This is a genomic window from Modestobacter sp. SYSU DS0511 (assembly GCF_054050755.1).
Map to the genome: position 1 here is coordinate 52,067 of NZ_JBJGZY010000022.1, position 15,042 is coordinate 67,108.

15 protein-coding genes and 1 tRNA gene are annotated in these 15,042 nt (G+C 73.1%); 10 read left to right on the top strand and 6 right to left on the bottom strand.

Annotated features, from left to right (window positions below):
- Positions 1–92 precede the first annotated feature (92 nt).
- Positions 93–1,505, top strand: a complete 1,413-nt coding sequence (locus ACI783_RS12620; protein ID WP_457140751.1) for a glycine--tRNA ligase — start codon at positions 93–95, stop codon at positions 1,503–1,505.
- A gap of 148 nt (positions 1,506–1,653) precedes the next feature.
- Here the strand turns inward: ACI783_RS12620 and ACI783_RS12625 are convergent, their stop codons facing one another.
- Positions 1,654–2,688, bottom strand: coding sequence for a type IV toxin-antitoxin system AbiEi family antitoxin domain-containing protein (locus tag ACI783_RS12625; RefSeq protein WP_457140752.1), 1,035 nt, complete (start codon positions 2,686–2,688; stop codon positions 1,654–1,656).
- A gap of 269 nt (positions 2,689–2,957) precedes the next feature.
- Between ACI783_RS12625 and dusB the strand changes: the two genes are divergently transcribed.
- From dusB to ACI783_RS12650, 5 genes are read left to right on the top strand one after another with little or no spacing between them, the layout of a single operon-like run.
- Positions 2,958–4,115: a tRNA dihydrouridine synthase DusB gene (gene dusB / locus ACI783_RS12630; protein WP_457140753.1), complete on the top strand. Its 1,158-nt coding sequence runs from the start codon at positions 2,958–2,960 to the stop codon at positions 4,113–4,115.
- Positions 4,112–4,570 (top strand): Rv0361 family membrane protein, encoded by a 459-nt coding sequence (locus tag ACI783_RS12635; RefSeq protein ID WP_457140754.1) that lies wholly within the window; start codon positions 4,112–4,114, stop codon positions 4,568–4,570. The genes dusB and ACI783_RS12635 overlap by 4 nt, the downstream gene beginning before the upstream one ends.
- Before the next feature lie 60 nt (positions 4,571–4,630).
- The gene (locus ACI783_RS12640; protein ID WP_457140755.1) at positions 4,631–5,260 is read left to right on the top strand and encodes a YdcF family protein; all 630 of its coding nucleotides are present in this window, start codon (positions 4,631–4,633) and stop codon (positions 5,258–5,260) included.
- 15 nt (positions 5,261–5,275) lie between these two features.
- Positions 5,276–7,159: a DNA primase gene (gene dnaG / locus ACI783_RS12645; RefSeq protein WP_457140756.1), complete on the top strand. Its 1,884-nt coding sequence runs from the start codon at positions 5,276–5,278 to the stop codon at positions 7,157–7,159.
- A complete protein-coding gene (locus tag ACI783_RS12650; protein ID WP_457140757.1) occupies positions 7,156–7,734 on the top strand; it encodes a hypothetical protein in 579 nt (192 codons plus the stop codon). The genes dnaG and ACI783_RS12650 overlap by 4 nt, the downstream gene beginning before the upstream one ends.
- Before the next feature lie 18 nt (positions 7,735–7,752).
- Here the strand turns inward: ACI783_RS12650 and ACI783_RS12655 are convergent, their stop codons facing one another.
- Positions 7,753–7,965 (bottom strand): hypothetical protein, encoded by a 213-nt coding sequence (locus tag ACI783_RS12655; RefSeq protein WP_457140758.1) that lies wholly within the window; start codon positions 7,963–7,965, stop codon positions 7,753–7,755.
- Between the two features lie 140 nt (positions 7,966–8,105).
- On the opposite strand from ACI783_RS12655, the gene ACI783_RS12660 reads away from it, so the two are divergent.
- A tRNA-Asn gene (locus tag ACI783_RS12660) sits at positions 8,106–8,178 on the top strand.
- A 151-nt stretch (positions 8,179–8,329) separates the two neighbouring features.
- On the opposite strand, the gene ACI783_RS12665 is transcribed toward ACI783_RS12660, so the two are convergent.
- The 4 genes from ACI783_RS12665 to ACI783_RS12680 all read right to left on the bottom strand — a co-directional run bounded on the left by ACI783_RS12665 (position 8,330) and on the right by ACI783_RS12680 (position 11,831).
- Positions 8,330–9,325 carry an ABC transporter substrate-binding protein gene (locus ACI783_RS12665; RefSeq protein ID WP_457140759.1) on the bottom strand — a complete coding sequence of 332 codons (996 nt, stop codon included), beginning with the start codon at positions 9,323–9,325 and terminating at the stop codon, positions 8,330–8,332.
- A gap of 71 nt (positions 9,326–9,396) precedes the next feature.
- Positions 9,397–10,179, bottom strand: a complete 783-nt coding sequence (locus ACI783_RS12670; RefSeq protein ID WP_457084848.1) for an ABC transporter ATP-binding protein — start codon at positions 10,177–10,179, stop codon at positions 9,397–9,399.
- Positions 10,180–10,194: 15 nt separating this feature from the next.
- Positions 10,195–10,980 carry an ABC transporter permease gene (locus tag ACI783_RS12675; RefSeq protein ID WP_457084847.1) on the bottom strand — a complete coding sequence of 262 codons (786 nt, stop codon included), beginning with the start codon at positions 10,978–10,980 and terminating at the stop codon, positions 10,195–10,197.
- Positions 10,977–11,831 carry an ABC transporter permease gene (locus tag ACI783_RS12680; protein ID WP_457140760.1) on the bottom strand — a complete coding sequence of 285 codons (855 nt, stop codon included), beginning with the start codon at positions 11,829–11,831 and terminating at the stop codon, positions 10,977–10,979. Before ACI783_RS12680 ends, ACI783_RS12675 begins: the two co-directional genes overlap by 4 nt.
- A gap of 353 nt (positions 11,832–12,184) precedes the next feature.
- Between ACI783_RS12680 and ACI783_RS12685 the strand changes: the two genes are divergently transcribed.
- From ACI783_RS12685 to ACI783_RS12695, 3 genes are all read left to right on the top strand, one after another.
- Positions 12,185–13,567, top strand: a complete 1,383-nt coding sequence (locus ACI783_RS12685; protein WP_457140761.1) for an FAD-binding oxidoreductase — start codon at positions 12,185–12,187, stop codon at positions 13,565–13,567.
- A 49-nt stretch (positions 13,568–13,616) separates the two neighbouring features.
- The gene (locus ACI783_RS12690) at positions 13,617–14,081 is read left to right on the top strand and encodes a DUF3237 domain-containing protein (protein WP_457140762.1); all 465 of its coding nucleotides are present in this window, start codon (positions 13,617–13,619) and stop codon (positions 14,079–14,081) included.
- A gap of 150 nt (positions 14,082–14,231) precedes the next feature.
- Positions 14,232–14,918 carry a permease gene (locus ACI783_RS12695; RefSeq protein ID WP_457140763.1) on the top strand — a complete coding sequence of 229 codons (687 nt, stop codon included), beginning with the start codon at positions 14,232–14,234 and terminating at the stop codon, positions 14,916–14,918.
- The last annotated feature ends 124 nt before the right edge of the window (positions 14,919–15,042 follow it).

The window sequence follows — 15,042 nt, forward strand, 5'->3', positions numbered from 1 at the left end:
AAAGTCGGGTGGTCACCGCCCGGAGGTCGGCTCGGAGTGGCGACTAGCGTTGGGAGGTCAACCCCGCCGACCGCCAGCCGGATGGAGCCCTCGTGCCCAGCGACGCCCAGTCCCCCCGTACCGCCGACCCCGCCCGCCTGGACAAGGTGGTCAACCTCTGCAAGCGCCGGGGGATCGTCTTCCCGTCCGGGGAGATCTACGGCGGCACCCGCTCCGCCTGGGACTACGGGCCGCTGGGTGTGGAACTCAAGGAGAACATCAAGAAGCAGTGGTGGCGCACCGTCGTCCAGGGCCGTGACGACGTCGTCGGCCTGGACTCCTCGGTCATCCTGCCCCGCCAGGTGTGGGTCGCCTCCGGTCACGTCGGCGTGTTCACCGACCCGCTGACCGAGTGCCAGAACTGCCACAAGCGGTTCCGGGCCGACCACCTGGAGGAGGCCTACGAGGAGAAGAAGGGCCGGACGCCGGCGAACGGCCTGGCCGACATCACCTGCCCCAACTGCGGGGTCACCGGCTCCTGGACCGAGCCGCGCGACTTCAACATGATGCTCAAGACGTACCTCGGCCCGGTCGAGGACGAGTCGGGGCTGCACTACCTGCGCCCGGAGACCGCGCAGGGCATCTTCGTCAGCTTCGCCAACGTCATGGGCGCGTCCCGGAAGAAGCCGCCGTTCGGCATCGGCCAGATCGGCAAGTCCTTCCGCAACGAGATCACCCCGGGCAACTTCATCTTCCGCACCCGTGAGTTCGAGCAGATGGAGATGGAGTTCTTCGTCCAGCCCGGCACCGACGCCGAGTGGCACCAGTACTGGATCGACGAGCGCACCCGCTGGTACACCGACCTGGGCATCGACCCGGCGAACCTGCGGCACTACGAGCACCCGAAGGAGAAGCTGAGCCACTACTCGACGCGCACCGTCGACATCGAGTACCGGTTCGGTTTCCAGGGCTCGGAGTGGGGCGAGCTGGAGGGCATCGCCAACCGCACCGACTTCGACCTGAGGACCCACTCGGAGCACTCCGGCTCGGACCTGTCCTACTTCGACCAGGCCTCCAACGAACGGTGGACGCCGTACGTCATCGAGCCGGCCGCCGGCCTCACCCGCTCGCTGATGGCGTTCCTGGTCGACGCCTACACCGAGGACGAGGCGCCCAACGCCAAGGGCGGCATCGACACCCGCACGGTGCTCAAGCTCGACCCGCGGCTGGCGCCGGTGAAGGCCGCCGTCCTGCCGCTGTCGCGCAACGCCGACCTCTCGCCCAAGGCCCGCGACCTCGCCGCCGAGCTGCGGAAGAACTGGAACGTGGACTTCGACGACGCCGGTGCCATCGGCCGGCGCTACCGCCGGCAGGACGAGGTCGGCACCCCGTTCTGCATCACCGTCGACTTCGACACCCTCGAGGACGACGCGGTGACCATCCGGGAGCGCGACGCGATGACCCAGGAGCGGGTGGCCCTGGACCAGGTCGTCGCCTACCTCGGCGCCCGCCTCCCCGGCTGCTGACGCCCGGGCTGGACTGCTGAGGCCCGGGCTCCTTGGCGGGCGTTCCCGGGTCAACCCGGCTGACCTGACGTTGAGCCGTGTCACAGCACGGCTCAACGTCAGGCCGCCCGGGTCAACCCGCTCCGACGAGGTCGTCGGCTCGGACCAGTCAGCCGTCGTCCCCGTCGGACTGCCCCCGGTGCCGGCCCTCCGATCGGGGCACCTCCGTCCACTCCCGGGTCGCCGGCCCGGACGCGGACAGCGAGCGGCGCACGAGGCGCTCCAGCTCCAGGCGCCGGCTGCCCAGGTCGACGGCGGCGATCCGGACGAAGCGAACGCCCCATGACCGGAGCTGGTCCTCGGCCCGCTTCTCCCGCCAGAGTTCTTCCTCCGGCGTCCGCCCGAACGACGGATCCCGGTACTTCACCTGGCCGTCGAACTCGATGGCCAGGGCGTGCTCGGGGTACCAGCCGTCGACGACCTTCACCAGCCTGCCGTCGACCCGCAGCTCCACCTGCGGGATGAACGGTGGCAGGTCGAGTGCGGCGAAGGTCAGCCGGCCATGGGTCTCCAGCCACGACTCGGCTCGGCCGTCGGCGAGCGCGACGGCCCGCACGCTCCGCGGCACGCCGGGCACGCACGCCTGCCTCGCCAGCACGCGGCCCAGCTCCTCGCGCGTCGTGAGCCCGCGCAGCAGGGCGGCGTCGACGGCGGCCACGGCATCCGTCTCCGGCCAGGTCCGGGCGAGGTCGACGACGGTGCGCGCCGCGGTCGTGAGCCGGTAGGCGCCCCGCGCGGTGACCTCGTCGACCGGCAGCTCCGCCCGGGTCATCAACCACCCGCGCCCGCGGCGCCAGTGGTGCGGGTCGGTCAGGTGCACGGTGGCCGGGGTGTTCCGGGGGCGCGGCAGGCCCCAGACCCACGCGGCCGTCGCACCACCGAGGACGGCGGACGGCCGGGCCAGGCCGGCGGTGACGGCCAGCGCGTCGAGCCCGGGGCGCCGTCCCGTCCGCTCCACCTCGGCGAGGTCGCGCGCGGTCACGAAGACGCCGGTGCGCAAGCGGACCCACGTACCGGACCGCACCGCCGTCCGGACCTCGCGCTCGCCGATGCCGGCCGCGGCGACCTCGGCCGTGGTGAAAAGCCCGAGCCGGCGGCGCCCGGGCTCGGCCACGGCGAGTGGAACGGGGAGGGGGACGGTCACCGGGGCAGCGTGGCCGGGTCCGGTGACCGGGGGCTGCCCACCAGGGCGAGCTGTGGACGGGGGCGCCAGCCGGGGACGGTGGGGGGCGCCTCGCACGGTGATCCGGTACCGCCGGGCGGGTTGACCCGACCGGGCTGACGTTGAGCCCTGCCCTGGTACGGCTCAACGTCAGGTGGACCGGGTCGACCCGCGCCAGCGACGAGGGCTGACCGACCAGGCTCACGAGCCGTGACCACGGGCACACCGCCGGGCCACCTACCCTGGAGTGCGTGACCAGCACCCTCGAGCGGACGACGGCGCTGCCGGCGCTGCAGCTCGGGTCGCTGACCGTCGACCCCGCCGTGGTGCTCGCGCCGATGGCCGGGATCACCAACCCGGCCTTCCGCACGCTGTGCCGCGAGTTCGGGGCAGGGCTCTACGTCTGCGAGATGATCACCACCCGGGCGCTGGTCGAGCGCAGCGCGAAGACGCTGCAGATGGTCCAGGCCGCGCCCGGTGAGGCCGACGCGTTCAGCGTCCAGCTCTACGGCGTCGACCCGGCCACCGTCGGGCGGGCGGTGGAGATGCTGGTCGACGAGAACGTGGCCGGCACCCGCCCGGCGCACATCGACCTCAACTTCGGCTGCCCGGTGCCCAAGGTGACCCGCAAGGGCGGCGGCTCGGCGCTGCCGTGGCGCCGCACCCTGTTCCGGAACATCGTCCGGGCCGCCGTCACCGCCGCCCGCGACGTACCGGTGACGGTGAAGACCCGCATCGGGATCGACGCCGACCACGTCACCTACCTCGACGCCGGGCGGATCGCCCAGGACGAGGGCGCGGCGGGGATCACGTTGCACGGCCGAACCGCCGACCAGCTCTACAGCGGCACCGCCGACTGGGCGCCGATCGCCCGGCTGGTGGAGACCGTCGAGATCCCGGTGCTGGGCAACGGCGACCTGTGGGAGGCCGACGACGCGCTGCACATGGTCGCCGAGACCGGGTGCGCCGGCGTGGTGGTCGGGCGGGGCTGCCTGGGCCGGCCGTGGCTGTTCGGCGACCTGGCCGCGGCCTTCGCCGGCTCGTCGCGGCGCACGCTGCCGACGCTGCGCGAGGTGGCCGCGGTCATGCACCGGCACGCCACGCTGCTGGCGGAGGACCAGGGCGAGCTGTGGGGCTGCACCGACTTCCGCAAGCACGTCGCCTGGTACCTCAAGGGGTTCAGCGTGGGCTCCGACGTCCGCCGGGCGCTGGCGATGGTCAGCAGCCTGGACGAGCTGGCCGAGCTGCTCGGCCGGATCGCCGACCAGCCCTACCCGGAGGCGGTGCTGGGTGCCCCGCGCGGGCGCACCACCCCGCCGCGGCCGGTGGCGCTGCCGGAGGGCTGGCTGGCCGACCGCGACGACCCGACCCCGCCGTCCGGCGCGGAGCTGACGGTGAGCGGCGGATGACCACCGGCCCCTTCCTCTACGACGACGGTCCGGCGCCGCTGCACACCGGCACCCCGCGCCGGCGCACCGGCCTGCTGCTGGGGTTGCTCATCGGCACCCTGGTGGTGGCGGTCGGCATGGTCGCCGCGATGGGCGTGTTCAAGGGCTCACCGGAGGACCAGGCCGAGGAGGTCGCGACGGTCTTCGTGCGCGCCCTCAGCGCCGGTGACCTCGGCACCGCCTACGACCTGGTCTGCGACGACGTGCGGGCCCGGGTGCTCGCCCCGGACCTGGCCGAGGACTACGTCCGGCCGGGCACCCCGGAGGTCACCGGCACCACCGCGGACGTGGTCGACGGCATGCCGGTGCAGCGGGTCGACGTCCGCTGGGACGACGACGGCTCGGTATCCCGGACCCAGCTCACCGTCGTCCCCGAGGGCGGCACGAAGGTCTGCGGCAACCGGGCGCTCGACTGACCGGCGAGCCGCCCACCCACCAGCCCCACCGCTGTCAGCGCCGCGTGGTACCCATGACGCGTGGCAGCGTTCGCGGGCCGGCTGGCCGTCCGGGTGGTCGGGGCCGCGGTGGCGGCGTCGGTGCTGCTGGTCGGCTCGACGGCGCTGGCGATCTGGTGGACCGCCCGGCAGGACGCCCGCCCGGCCTCCGACGCGATCGTGGTGCTCGGTTCGGCGCAGTACAACGGCGTCCCGTCCTCCATCTTCGAGGCGCGGCTGGAGCACGCCCGTGAGCTGTACGAGCAGGGCGTGGCTCCGGTGGTCGTGACCGTGGGCGGCCGGGCCGAGGGCGACGAGTTCTCCGAGGCCGAGGCCGGTCGCGACTACCTCGCCGGGACGGGCGTCCCCCGCGAGGCGCTGCTGGCCGTGCAGGAGGGCGCCGACACGCTGCAGAGCGTCCGCGCGGTCGCCGCGGAGTTCGCCGAACGCGGCTGGAACACCGCCGTCCTGGTCAGCGACCCGTGGCACGCGATGCGAGCCGAGCGGATGGCGGAGGACGCCGGTATGGACGCCACCAGCTCGCCCACCCGCCAGGGCCCCGCGGTGCAGACCCGCACCACGCAGTTCCGTTACATCCTCCGGGAGACCGCCGCGTACCTGCTCTACCGCGCGACCGGTGAGAGCGTCGCCGGCGCCCCGGGCATCGGCTGAGAGGGAGGACGAGCCATGGCCGGTCGCGGACGCATCCGGGCCGCCGACATCGCGCTGGTCCGCGAACGGGCGAAGATCGACGAGATCGTCGGTGAGCACCTGCAGCTCAAGCGCGCCGGCGGCGGCAGCCTGAAGGGGCTGTGCCCCTTCCACGACGAGAAGTCACCGTCCTTCCACGTGACCCCCTCACGGAACCTGTTCCACTGTTTCGGGTGCGGGGCCGGCGGTGACGTCATCCGGTTCATCCAGGACATCGACCACCTCTCCTTCACCGAGGCCGTCGAGCTGCTGGCCGGCCGGGCCAACGTCGAGCTGCACTACGAGGACGACGGCGGGCGGCCCACCGGGGGGCCTGACCGGGCCGCGGCCGGGCAGCGGGCCCGGCTGGTCGCCGCCAACGCCGAGGCCGCGCGCTTCTACGCCGAGCAGCTGATGACCCCGGAGGCAGCACCGGCCCGGCAGTTCCTCGCCGAGCGTGGCTTCGACCGGCAGGTCGCCCTCGACTTCGGCTGCGGCTACGCCCCCGGCGGCTGGGACGTCCTCACCCGACACCTGCGCGGCCTGGGCTACACGCAGGCCGAGCTGGTCACCGCCGGGCTGGCCAAGGAGTCCTCTCGTGGCACGCTGATCGACCGGTTCCACCGCCGGCTGATCTGGCCGATCCGCGACCTCACCAACGACGTCATCGGCTTCGGCGCACGCAAGCTGATGGACGACGACCCGGGCCCGAAGTACCTCAACACCCCCGAGACGCCGCTGTACAAGAAGAGCTCGGTGCTCTACGGCGTCGAGCGGGCCAAGCGGGACATCGCCCGCAACCACCAGGCGGTCGTCGTCGAGGGCTACACCGACGTCATGGCCTGCCACGTGGCCGGCGTGACCACCGCGGTCGCCTCCTGCGGCACGGCCTTCGGCGCCGAGCACATCAACGTGCTGCGCCGGCTGCTGATGGACCAGGACGAGTTCCGCGGGGAGGTCGTCTACACCTTCGACGGCGACGCGGCCGGCCAGGCGGCGGCGATGAAGTCGTTCAAGGAGGACCAGCGCTTCGTCGCGCAGACGTTCGTCGCGGTCGAGCAGGAGGGGCGCGACCCGTGCGAGCTGCGCCAGGCGCACGGGGACGCCGCGGTGCGCGACCTCATCGCCCGGCGCACCCCGCTGATCGAGTTCGTGCTACGGACGATGCTGGCCGAGTACGACCTGGACACCGTGGAGGGCCGGGTCGCGGCGCTGGACAAGACCGCGCCGCTCCTGGCCCAGATCAAGGACCACGCGCTGCGGCCGGCCTACGCCCGCCGGCTCGCCGGGCTGCTCGGTCTGCCCGACGAGAGCGAGGTGGTCGCCCGGGTGCGCCGCCTGGCCGACGGCGGCGCCGCTCCGGAGCGGGGCCGGGTGCGCACCCCGCGCAAGAGCCCGGACGACGTCGCGGTCGAGGTGGAGCGGGAAGCGGTGAAGGCCGCCCTGCAGTGCCCGGAGATCGCCGGTCCCGAGTTCGACGCCGTGCGCGCCGACGACTTCACCCACCCCGACTACGCCGCCGTGGCCGCCGCGGTCGCCGCGGCCGGGGGAGCGGCCGGGGCCACGGTCAGCGGCGCCGACTGGGTCGAGCAGGTGGAGCAGCACTGCGACCGGGAGACGGCGAAGGCGATGCTGACCGCACTGGCGGTGGAGCCGATGCGGTCGGTGGGGGAGAACGACGTCACCTACGTCAACGCCCTGATGGCCCGGCTGCAGGAGATCACCACAGTCCGGCAGGTGGCCGTGCTCAAGGGCAAGCTGCAGCGGATGAACCCGGTCGAGGCCGCCGACGAGTACATGACGGCGTTCAAGCAGCTGATGGACCTCGAGCAGCTGGCGATCTCGCTGCGCAAGCGGGCGGCCGGCGGCCTCACGCCGTGACGCTGCTCGGCGCGCTGCGCGCCCGGTTCGCCCGCCCACCCGAGCCGGTCCGGGCGGTGGTCGCCGCCTCGCCGGACGCCGACGAGCGGGTGCTCGCCTGGGGTGTGCTGGTGAGCGGCGGCTGGCTGGTGGCCACCAGCCGCGGGCTGCGGGTGGTGCCGGACGACCTGGCGCTCGGCGACGCGGCGGCGGTGCCGGTGCTCCGGTGGCACGAGGTGGGCACCGCGCGGTGGACCGCGGCGGGCGCCGGGGGCAGCTTCCTGGTCACCCCGCTCACCGAGGTCGAGCCGGGTGTGCAGGCCCGGGCGCCGCAGCAGCGGTACGTGCTCACCGAGGCGGGGGAGCTGCCGGCCGAGGTGCGCAGCCGGGTCGACCGCACGGTGGTCACCAGTCAGCGGCACCCGCTGCCCGGCGGCGGTGCGGTGCTGCTGGTGGCCCGCCGGGTGCCCGGCCAGGCGGCACGGGAGTGGACTGTGGTGTTCGACGACGACGCCGACCGCGACGACCCGCAGGCCCGGCAGATCGCCCGGGACCGGCTGGCCGCCGCGGTGGACGCCGACGACCCGACCCGCTGAGCGCGGGCCGGGGGCGGGTCAGCGCTGGGTGTCGTCCTTCCCGAGGCCGGCTTTGACCGACTTCACCGCGGCGTCGGCCTGGGCCTGGGCCATGCCCGCGACGCTCTGCAAGCGCGGGTCGTCCTTGGCGTGGTTGTAGGCGCGGCGGATCTGCTCGTAGCGCTCACGGCCGGCCCGTGCACCGAGGACGTAGCCGGCACCGAAGCCGGCGAGGAAGGACAGCTTGGCCACGGGGGGTGCCTCCAGGGATCGGGATGGTCGTGGGAACGCTACCGGCCGTCGCGCCGCGCGACCCGCCGAGAACCCCCTCCCGGCGCCGCCGGCCAGGTGGGGTAGTCTCTTCCAGGCGCACGGGCGACCAACCCGTTCGTTCCCCCGTAGCTCAATTGGCAGAGCATGCGACTGTTAATCGCAGGGTTACTGGTTCAAGTCCAGTCGGGGGAGCAAAGAAGGCCCTGACCAGCGTGATCGCCGGTCAGGGCCTCGTTCGTTCCCGGGGCACGCCGGGTTGTGCGTCCGCGCCGCCGGACCCGACACGCGAACGGCCGCTGCGCCGGGCAGGGCCCGGCGCAGCGGCCGTCAGTCGCGGATCAGGTCAGCCGCAGATGAGCTCGTCGGCGCTGGGAGCGTCCTCGACGATGTCGTAGGTCTCCATGAACCCCATCTGCTGGTCGATGGCGTCGGTCTGCAGCTCCGACTGGTAGACCGGCAGCCGCATGCGCCCGGCGACGTCCTCGGAGATCTGCGTGTAGGTCGGGATGATCTCGCGGATGGCGTCCGGGTTCTCCCGGGCGTAGTCCAGCGAGGTGGTCATCGCCGCCTCGAACCGCTCGACGACGTCGGCGTTCTCCTGCACGTACATCTGGCTCGCCGCGTACGACCCGTTCGGGTACTCCGGGGCGATGGCCGACTGCGGGGCGAAGGCGACCTTGCCGCCCTGGTCCAGCACGGTGGTGACGAACGGCTCGGACGTGTAGCCGGCGTCGATCCGGCCGGCCTCGACCGCGGCGGGCACCTCGGGGAAGGGCACCTCGATCAGCTCGACCGTGCGCCAGTCGACACCCTCCTGGTCCAGCGACGCCTTCAGCATGACCTCGGCGACACCGCCCAGGCCGTTGACGCTGATCGTCTTGCCGGCGAGGTCCGCCGCGCTCTCGATGTCGCTGTCGCCGCTGGCGACCAGCACCTGCCAGTCGTCCTCGGTGCTCGTGCCGGTGGCGTCGCTGGCGGTCACCACGCAGACGGGCACCCCCTGGGCGGCCGCAATGCCGGCGGAGATGTAGCCGACGAAGCCGAAGTCGAAGTCGCCGGACACCAGGCCGGTGATGATGTCGTTGCCGGTCTGCAGGACGGTCGGCTCGATCTCCAGCCCTTCGTCCTCGAAGAAGCCCTGCTCCATGCCGAGGTACATGGCGGCGGCGTTGGCGATGGGCAGCGTGCCGACCTGCACGGTCGTCGTGCCGCCGCCCTCGCCCCCGCCTCCCGAGGCATCGCTGTCGCTGTCGCCGCCGCAGCCGGTGGCCGCGAGGGCGACCACGGCCAGGCCGGCGACCGTGGAGGTGGCGCGACGGGTGAACGGACGGTGGCTCATCGTTCTCCTTCTGGTGGTGTTGCGTCGGTGGAACACCGGGTGGCCCCTCGGGGGAGGTGGCCGCCGGAGGGTCAGGCCGGGACGTCGGCGGCCTCGGGCCGCTTGATCGAGCGCCAGACGTAGGCGCGCAGGTGCGCGAAGTCAGCGAGCTCCTTGGTGGCGACCTGGTCGCGTGGCCGGGGGAGCGGGATGTCGACGATCTCCTGCACCCGGGTGGGGGAGGGCGAGAGCACCACCACCCGGTCGCTGAGGTACACCGACTCGTCGATGTCGTGGGTGACGAAGACGACCGTGACGCCGTACCGCCCGCGCAGCTCCAGCACGAGGTCCTCGAGGTCGGCGCGGGTCTGCGCGTCGACGGAGGCGAACGGCTCGTCCATGAGCAGGATCTCCGGCTGGTAGGCCAGCGCCCGCGCGATGGCCACGCGCTGCTGCATGCCGCCCGACAGCTGCCAGGGGTACTTCTTCCCCGCCCCGGCCAGGCCGACCGACTGCAGGGTGTCCCGGATCAGCTCCGCCGACTCGGACTTTTCCAGCTTGCGGTGCTTGAGCGGGAAGGCGATGTTCTCCTCCACCGTCATCCAGGGGTACAGCGACCGCGAGTAGTCCTGGAAGACCAGGGCCATCTTCTCGGGCGGGCCGTTGACCTCCTCGCCGTCCAGGTAGACGGCGCCGGAGCTGGGCGGCAGCAGCCCGGCCATCATCTTCAGCAGCGTGGTCTTCCCCGCCCCCGAGGGGCCGACGATGCAGACCAGCTCCCGCTGCTCGACGGTGAAGGTGATGTCGGCAACCGCTTCGAAGGCACGCTTGGTGCCCTCCTGGTAGACCTTCCTGAGGCCTTCGACGCGCAACATGGTGGGGACCTCCGGTCAGCCGGCGCCGGCGCGGGCACCGCGGTGCCAGCGGAGCACTCGGCGCTCGACGAGCAGGAACAGGACGTTGAGCACGTAGCCGATGATCGCCAGGAGGATGATCCCGGACCACATCGCGGTGATGGCGTACGTGCGCTGGGACTGCAGGACGAAGTAGCCGATGCCGTTGCTGCTGGCGATCATCTCCGAGACCACCATCATGATCACGGCCAGCGACAGGCTGATCCGGGCACCGGCGAAGATCTGCGGCGAGGCCGAGGGCAGCACCACCCGGAACAGCCGGTCGCGCCACGGGATCCCGTAGCTGCGGGCGGTTTCCCGGAGTGCCGGGTCGACCCCGGCGACGCCGTCGATCGTGTTGAGCAGCACCGGCCACACGCAGACGAAGGCGATCAGCGCCACCTTCATCTCCGAACCGATGCCCAGCAGCAGGATGCCGGCGGGCAGCAGCACCGGGGCCGGGATGGCCCGCAGGAACTGGACGACGGGGTCGGCCATCCGGCCGAGCGTCCGGTTCAGCCCCAGCGCCACCCCGATGACCAGCGCGGCGACCAGGGCGATCGCGTAGCCGGCGAACATGCGCGCCAGGCTGGGCACGACGTCGCTGCCGACCCGCTCGAACAACCAGGTGTCGCCGAAGGCCCGGAAGATGTCGACCAGCGGCGGGAAGTAGAACGATGTGCTGTTCGACGACGCCAGCGCCCACGCCACCAGCAAGGCGATCGGGACGATGAACTCCAGGCCGATGCCGAGGATCCGGATCGGCCGGCTGGGCTCGTTCAACGGGCACGCTCCCGCTGCGACGCGTGCCAGTGCAGCAGGCGCCGCTCGATGACGGACAGGGCGATGTTCAGCAGCCAGCCGATCAGGCCGGTGGTGATGATCAGGGCGTACATGCCGGGCACGGCCCCGCTCTGCCGGGCGATGTTGATCTCCTGGCCGAGGCCGGGCGCGCCGAGGACGAGCTCTGCGGTGACCGACAGGATCAGCGCCACCGCCGAGGAGATGCGGATCCCGGTGACGATGTAGGGCAGCGCACTGGGCAGCACCACCCGCCGCAACCGGGTGAAGGCGCCGATGCCGAAGGACCGGGCGGTGTCCAGGCCGACCGGGTCGACGTCCCGGACGCCGTACAGCGTCTGCAGCAGGATCGGCCAGGTCGCGGCGAAGGCGGCGAGGAACCACTTGCTCTCCAGCCCGGCCCCGAAGACCAGGACGGCCAGCGGGATCAGCGCCACGGACGGGATCGGCCGGAGGAACTCCACCGTCGTCCGGGTGGCCATGAAGAGCAGGTACACCGACCCGATCACGATGCCCAGCGGCAGCGCGATCACCAGCGCGGTGCCCAGGCCCAGGCCCCAGCCCTGCAGCGTCTGCCCGATCGGCTCCCAGATCGAGCCGTCGGCGACCCGGTCCCAGAGCGCGCCGAACATCTCCGACGCCGGTGGGAAGAACCGCCGGTCGATCAGGCCGATCCGGGGGAGCAGCTCGAACACGCCGACGGCGATGGCCACCCCCAGCAGGGGCAGCGCCCAGTCGCGCAGCCGCTCACTGCGCCGATCGTCCCGCGCTCGGGGCGCGCGGTCACCGGCAGGGCCGGGTGCCGCGGCGTCCGCGGCTGACCGGTCGGCCACCGAGGGTGGCGTCGTCGGGTCCGTGGCCTCGACCGTGGCCTCGACCGTGGGGCTGCCGGAGGACCGGGCGTCGCCAGGCCCTGCGGGTCGACTCGACCTCGTCACGATCCTCCCTTCGAGTGCATCAGGTGGTGGAAACGTCTGGCAGTGCATGCGAACGGGGGCGTGCACGCATCGAGCACGGCACCTGCACCCCGGAGTGAGCCTAGGGCCCGAGTGTGGCCCGGGACACCATTGCACGGGCCAGTTCGGTAGAGCGTTTCCGGCAGGTGCTGCTAGGTCGGATGACGTATCCACCGGTGCACCGGGAACGCTCGCTTGCCCATGACCCCGGCGTCTGCTTGCTTGAGCGGATGGAGGACACGGTCGCCCAGGGCGCCCCGGTCGAACTGCTGCGGACGGCGCTCCCGGACGGGGTGGTCGTCACCGACCCGGCGGTGGTCGAGGGGTACCGCCACGACTGGTCGCGGTTGCCCGACGCCGGGTGGCCAGTGGCCGTGGTGCGCGCCGAGTCGGCCGCCCACGTGCAGGCCGCGGTCCGGTGGGCGGACGAGCACCGGGTCCCGGTGATCGTCCGCGGCGCCGGCACCAGCCTGGCCGGTGGTGCCACTGCCGTCGACGGATGCCTGGTGCTGAGCACCGAGCGGATGACCACGATCGAGATCGACCCGGTCAACCGCACCGCCGTCGCCGGACCCGGGGCGCTCAACGCCGCCGTCAAGGCAGCCGCTGCCGAGCACGGGCTCTGGTACCCGCCGGACCCGGGCTCGTTCCGGATCTCCTCGATCGGCGGGAACGTGGCGACCAACGCCGGAGGGATCTGCTGCGTCAAGTACGGCGTCACCACCGACTACGTGTACGGGATCGACGTCGTCCTGGCCGACGGGCGGCTGATCACCCTGGGTGGGCGCACCGTCAAGGACGTCGCCGGGCTCCCGCTGCTCAAGCTCTTCGTCGGCAGCGAGGGGACCCTGGGGGTGATCACCCGGGTGATGCTCCGGCTGGTGCCGCAGCCGCACCCGGCGGGCACGCTCGTGGCCTACTTCGACGACACCCGCGCCGCCGCCCGCGCCGTGGTGGCGATGGGGTCACGGGCCCGACCGTCGATGCTGGAGCTCATGGACTCGGCGTCGATCAACGCCGTCGAGGACTTCCGGGCGATGGGCCTGGACCGGGACGCCGGGGCCCTGCTGGTCGGCCAGTCCGACGCGCCCGGCGCCGCCCGGTCCGACGAGCTGGCCGTCATGGCGGAGTGCTGCGAGGCGGCCGGCGCCACCAGCGTGTTCGCCACCGACGACCCGGACGAGGGGGACATGTTCCTGGAGGCGCGGCGCGCGGTCGGCCACGCCGTCGACGTCCGCGGCGCCGTCCTGTCCGAGGACATCTGCGTGCCGGTGCACCAGCTGCCCACCGCGATGGAGCGCATCGAGGCCATCGCCGCGACGTTCCGGGTCGAGATCCCGGTCTTCGCGCACGCCGGCGACGGCAACCTGCACCCGGCCATCGTGCACCGCCCCGGCGACGAGGAGGCGCGGCAGCGCGCGCTGCAGGCCTTCGACGCCGTCCTCCGGGTCGCCCTCGACTGCGGCGGCACCATCACCGGCGAGCACGGGGTCGGGCGGACCAAGCGGTCAGCGCTGCTGGACCAGCTGGACGACGACGTCATGGACGTCGGGCGGCGGGTGCGCACTGCCCTGGACCCGAAGGGGATCCTCAACCCCGGTGTCCTCTGGTAGCCCCTCGGCCGGTTCGCCGGCACCACGCCCTCGATCGATCGGAGACCCCGTGCCTCCCGCGCCGCCGCCTCTGGAGCACCTGCTGCACCTGGAGGTCACCGTCGACCCGGCGATCGAGATCGGCGCGACGCCGGCCGGGATGCGACGGGTCATCCCGATCACCGGCGGTGTCGTGTCCGGGCCCCTGCTGACCGGACGGGTGCTGCCGGGCGGGGCCGACTTCCAGGTGATCCGGACCCCGACGGAGACCGTCGCCGAGGCCCGGTACGTCCTGGAGTCCGACCGGGGGGAGCGGGTCTACGTGGAGAACACCGGCCTGCGCACCGGGTCGGCCGAGGACATCGCCCGGCTGCGCGACGGGCTGCCGGTCGACCCGGCGCGCATCTACTTCCGGTCCGTGCCGCGCTTCGAGACCGAGGTCCCGCGGCTGGCGGTCCTCACGTCGCACGTGTTCGTCGGCTCGGGGGTGCGGCACCCGGACGCCGTCGTCTTCGACTTCTTCCGCGTCGGCTGAGGTCCCGACCACCTCTGCGGCCCCTCGCCGACCCGGGGTTCCCCGGTGCGGATGACGATCCGGTGACAGCTCCGTGCCGGGGGTGGTGGGCTGCGGACCGAGCGGGCACATCCGAGTCGTCAACGACCCCGAGCGGAACGAGGAATCGAGATGACGGAGAGTCGTGCGCGGACGGAGACGAACCCGCGCGAGGACGTGGTGGCGGAGCCCGCCGGCGTCAGTGGTGAGGGGGCTCACCGCGCCGGTGCGGTCGACCCCGGGAGCCGTGCCCATCGGGACGCCCCGGTGGTCACTAGCGGGTCGTCCCGCCGTGACCGGGTGCGCTGGGGCCCGGTCTGGGCCGGCCTGGTCGTGGCGGTGCCGACCTTCCTGCTGCTGCAGGTGGCCACCCTGGCCCTGGGCTGGTGGGACGTCGGTCCTGGAGACGGGGCGAGCAACGCCGACTGGCTCAGCGCGGTCAACGGCCTGATCGCCCTCTTCCTGGGTGGGCTCACCGCCGGAGCGACCGCACTGTGGCGCGGCTTCGCCGAGGGGCTGCTGCACGGCATCCTCGTCTGGGCGCTCACCGTGGTCACGCTGGTGCTCCTGACCCTGTTCGGCGGCGGCGCCCTGTTCGGTTCCCTCGCCGGGCTGGTGACCGACGTCGCCGGCATCCAGCAGGCCAACCTGCCGGACATCGCGGCTGGTGAGGCTGCGGACGTCGCCCGCACGAGCGCCGGCTGGGCTGCCCTGGGCCTGGGCCTCTCGATCGCCGCAGCGGCTGTCGGCGGGGTGATCGGCGCCAAGACGTGGCCGAGCAAGGGGGCCGCCGAGGCCGACCGCTCGACCGTCCGCTGACGGCTCGCGCTCGACGAGCGCACTGCTGCACCGGTCCCGGGGGGGGGGGGGGGGGGGGGGGGGGGGGGGGGGGGGGGGGGGGGGGGGGGGGGGGGGGGGGGGGGGGGGGGGGGGGGGGGGGGGG

What these genes read in the sequence shown, in the direction of transcription:
- ACI783_RS12665 (WP_457140759.1), bottom strand. Translation starts at nt 9,325, where the DNA reads ATGAGCCACCGTCCGTTCACCCGTCGCGCCACCTCCACGGTCGCCGGC.
- ACI783_RS12695 (WP_457140763.1), top strand. Translation starts at nt 14,232, where the DNA reads ATGACGGAGAGTCGTGCGCGGACGGAGACGAACCCGCGCGAGGACGTG.
- ACI783_RS12635 (WP_457140754.1), top strand. Translation starts at nt 4,112, where the DNA reads ATGACCACCGGCCCCTTCCTCTACGACGACGGTCCGGCGCCGCTGCAC.
- ACI783_RS12670 (WP_457084848.1), bottom strand. Translation starts at nt 10,179, where the DNA reads ATGTTGCGCGTCGAAGGCCTCAGGAAGGTCTACCAGGAGGGCACCAAG.
- dnaG (WP_457140756.1), top strand. Translation starts at nt 5,276, where the DNA reads ATGGCCGGTCGCGGACGCATCCGGGCCGCCGACATCGCGCTGGTCCGC.
- ACI783_RS12685 (WP_457140761.1), top strand. Translation starts at nt 12,185, where the DNA reads ATGGAGGACACGGTCGCCCAGGGCGCCCCGGTCGAACTGCTGCGGACG.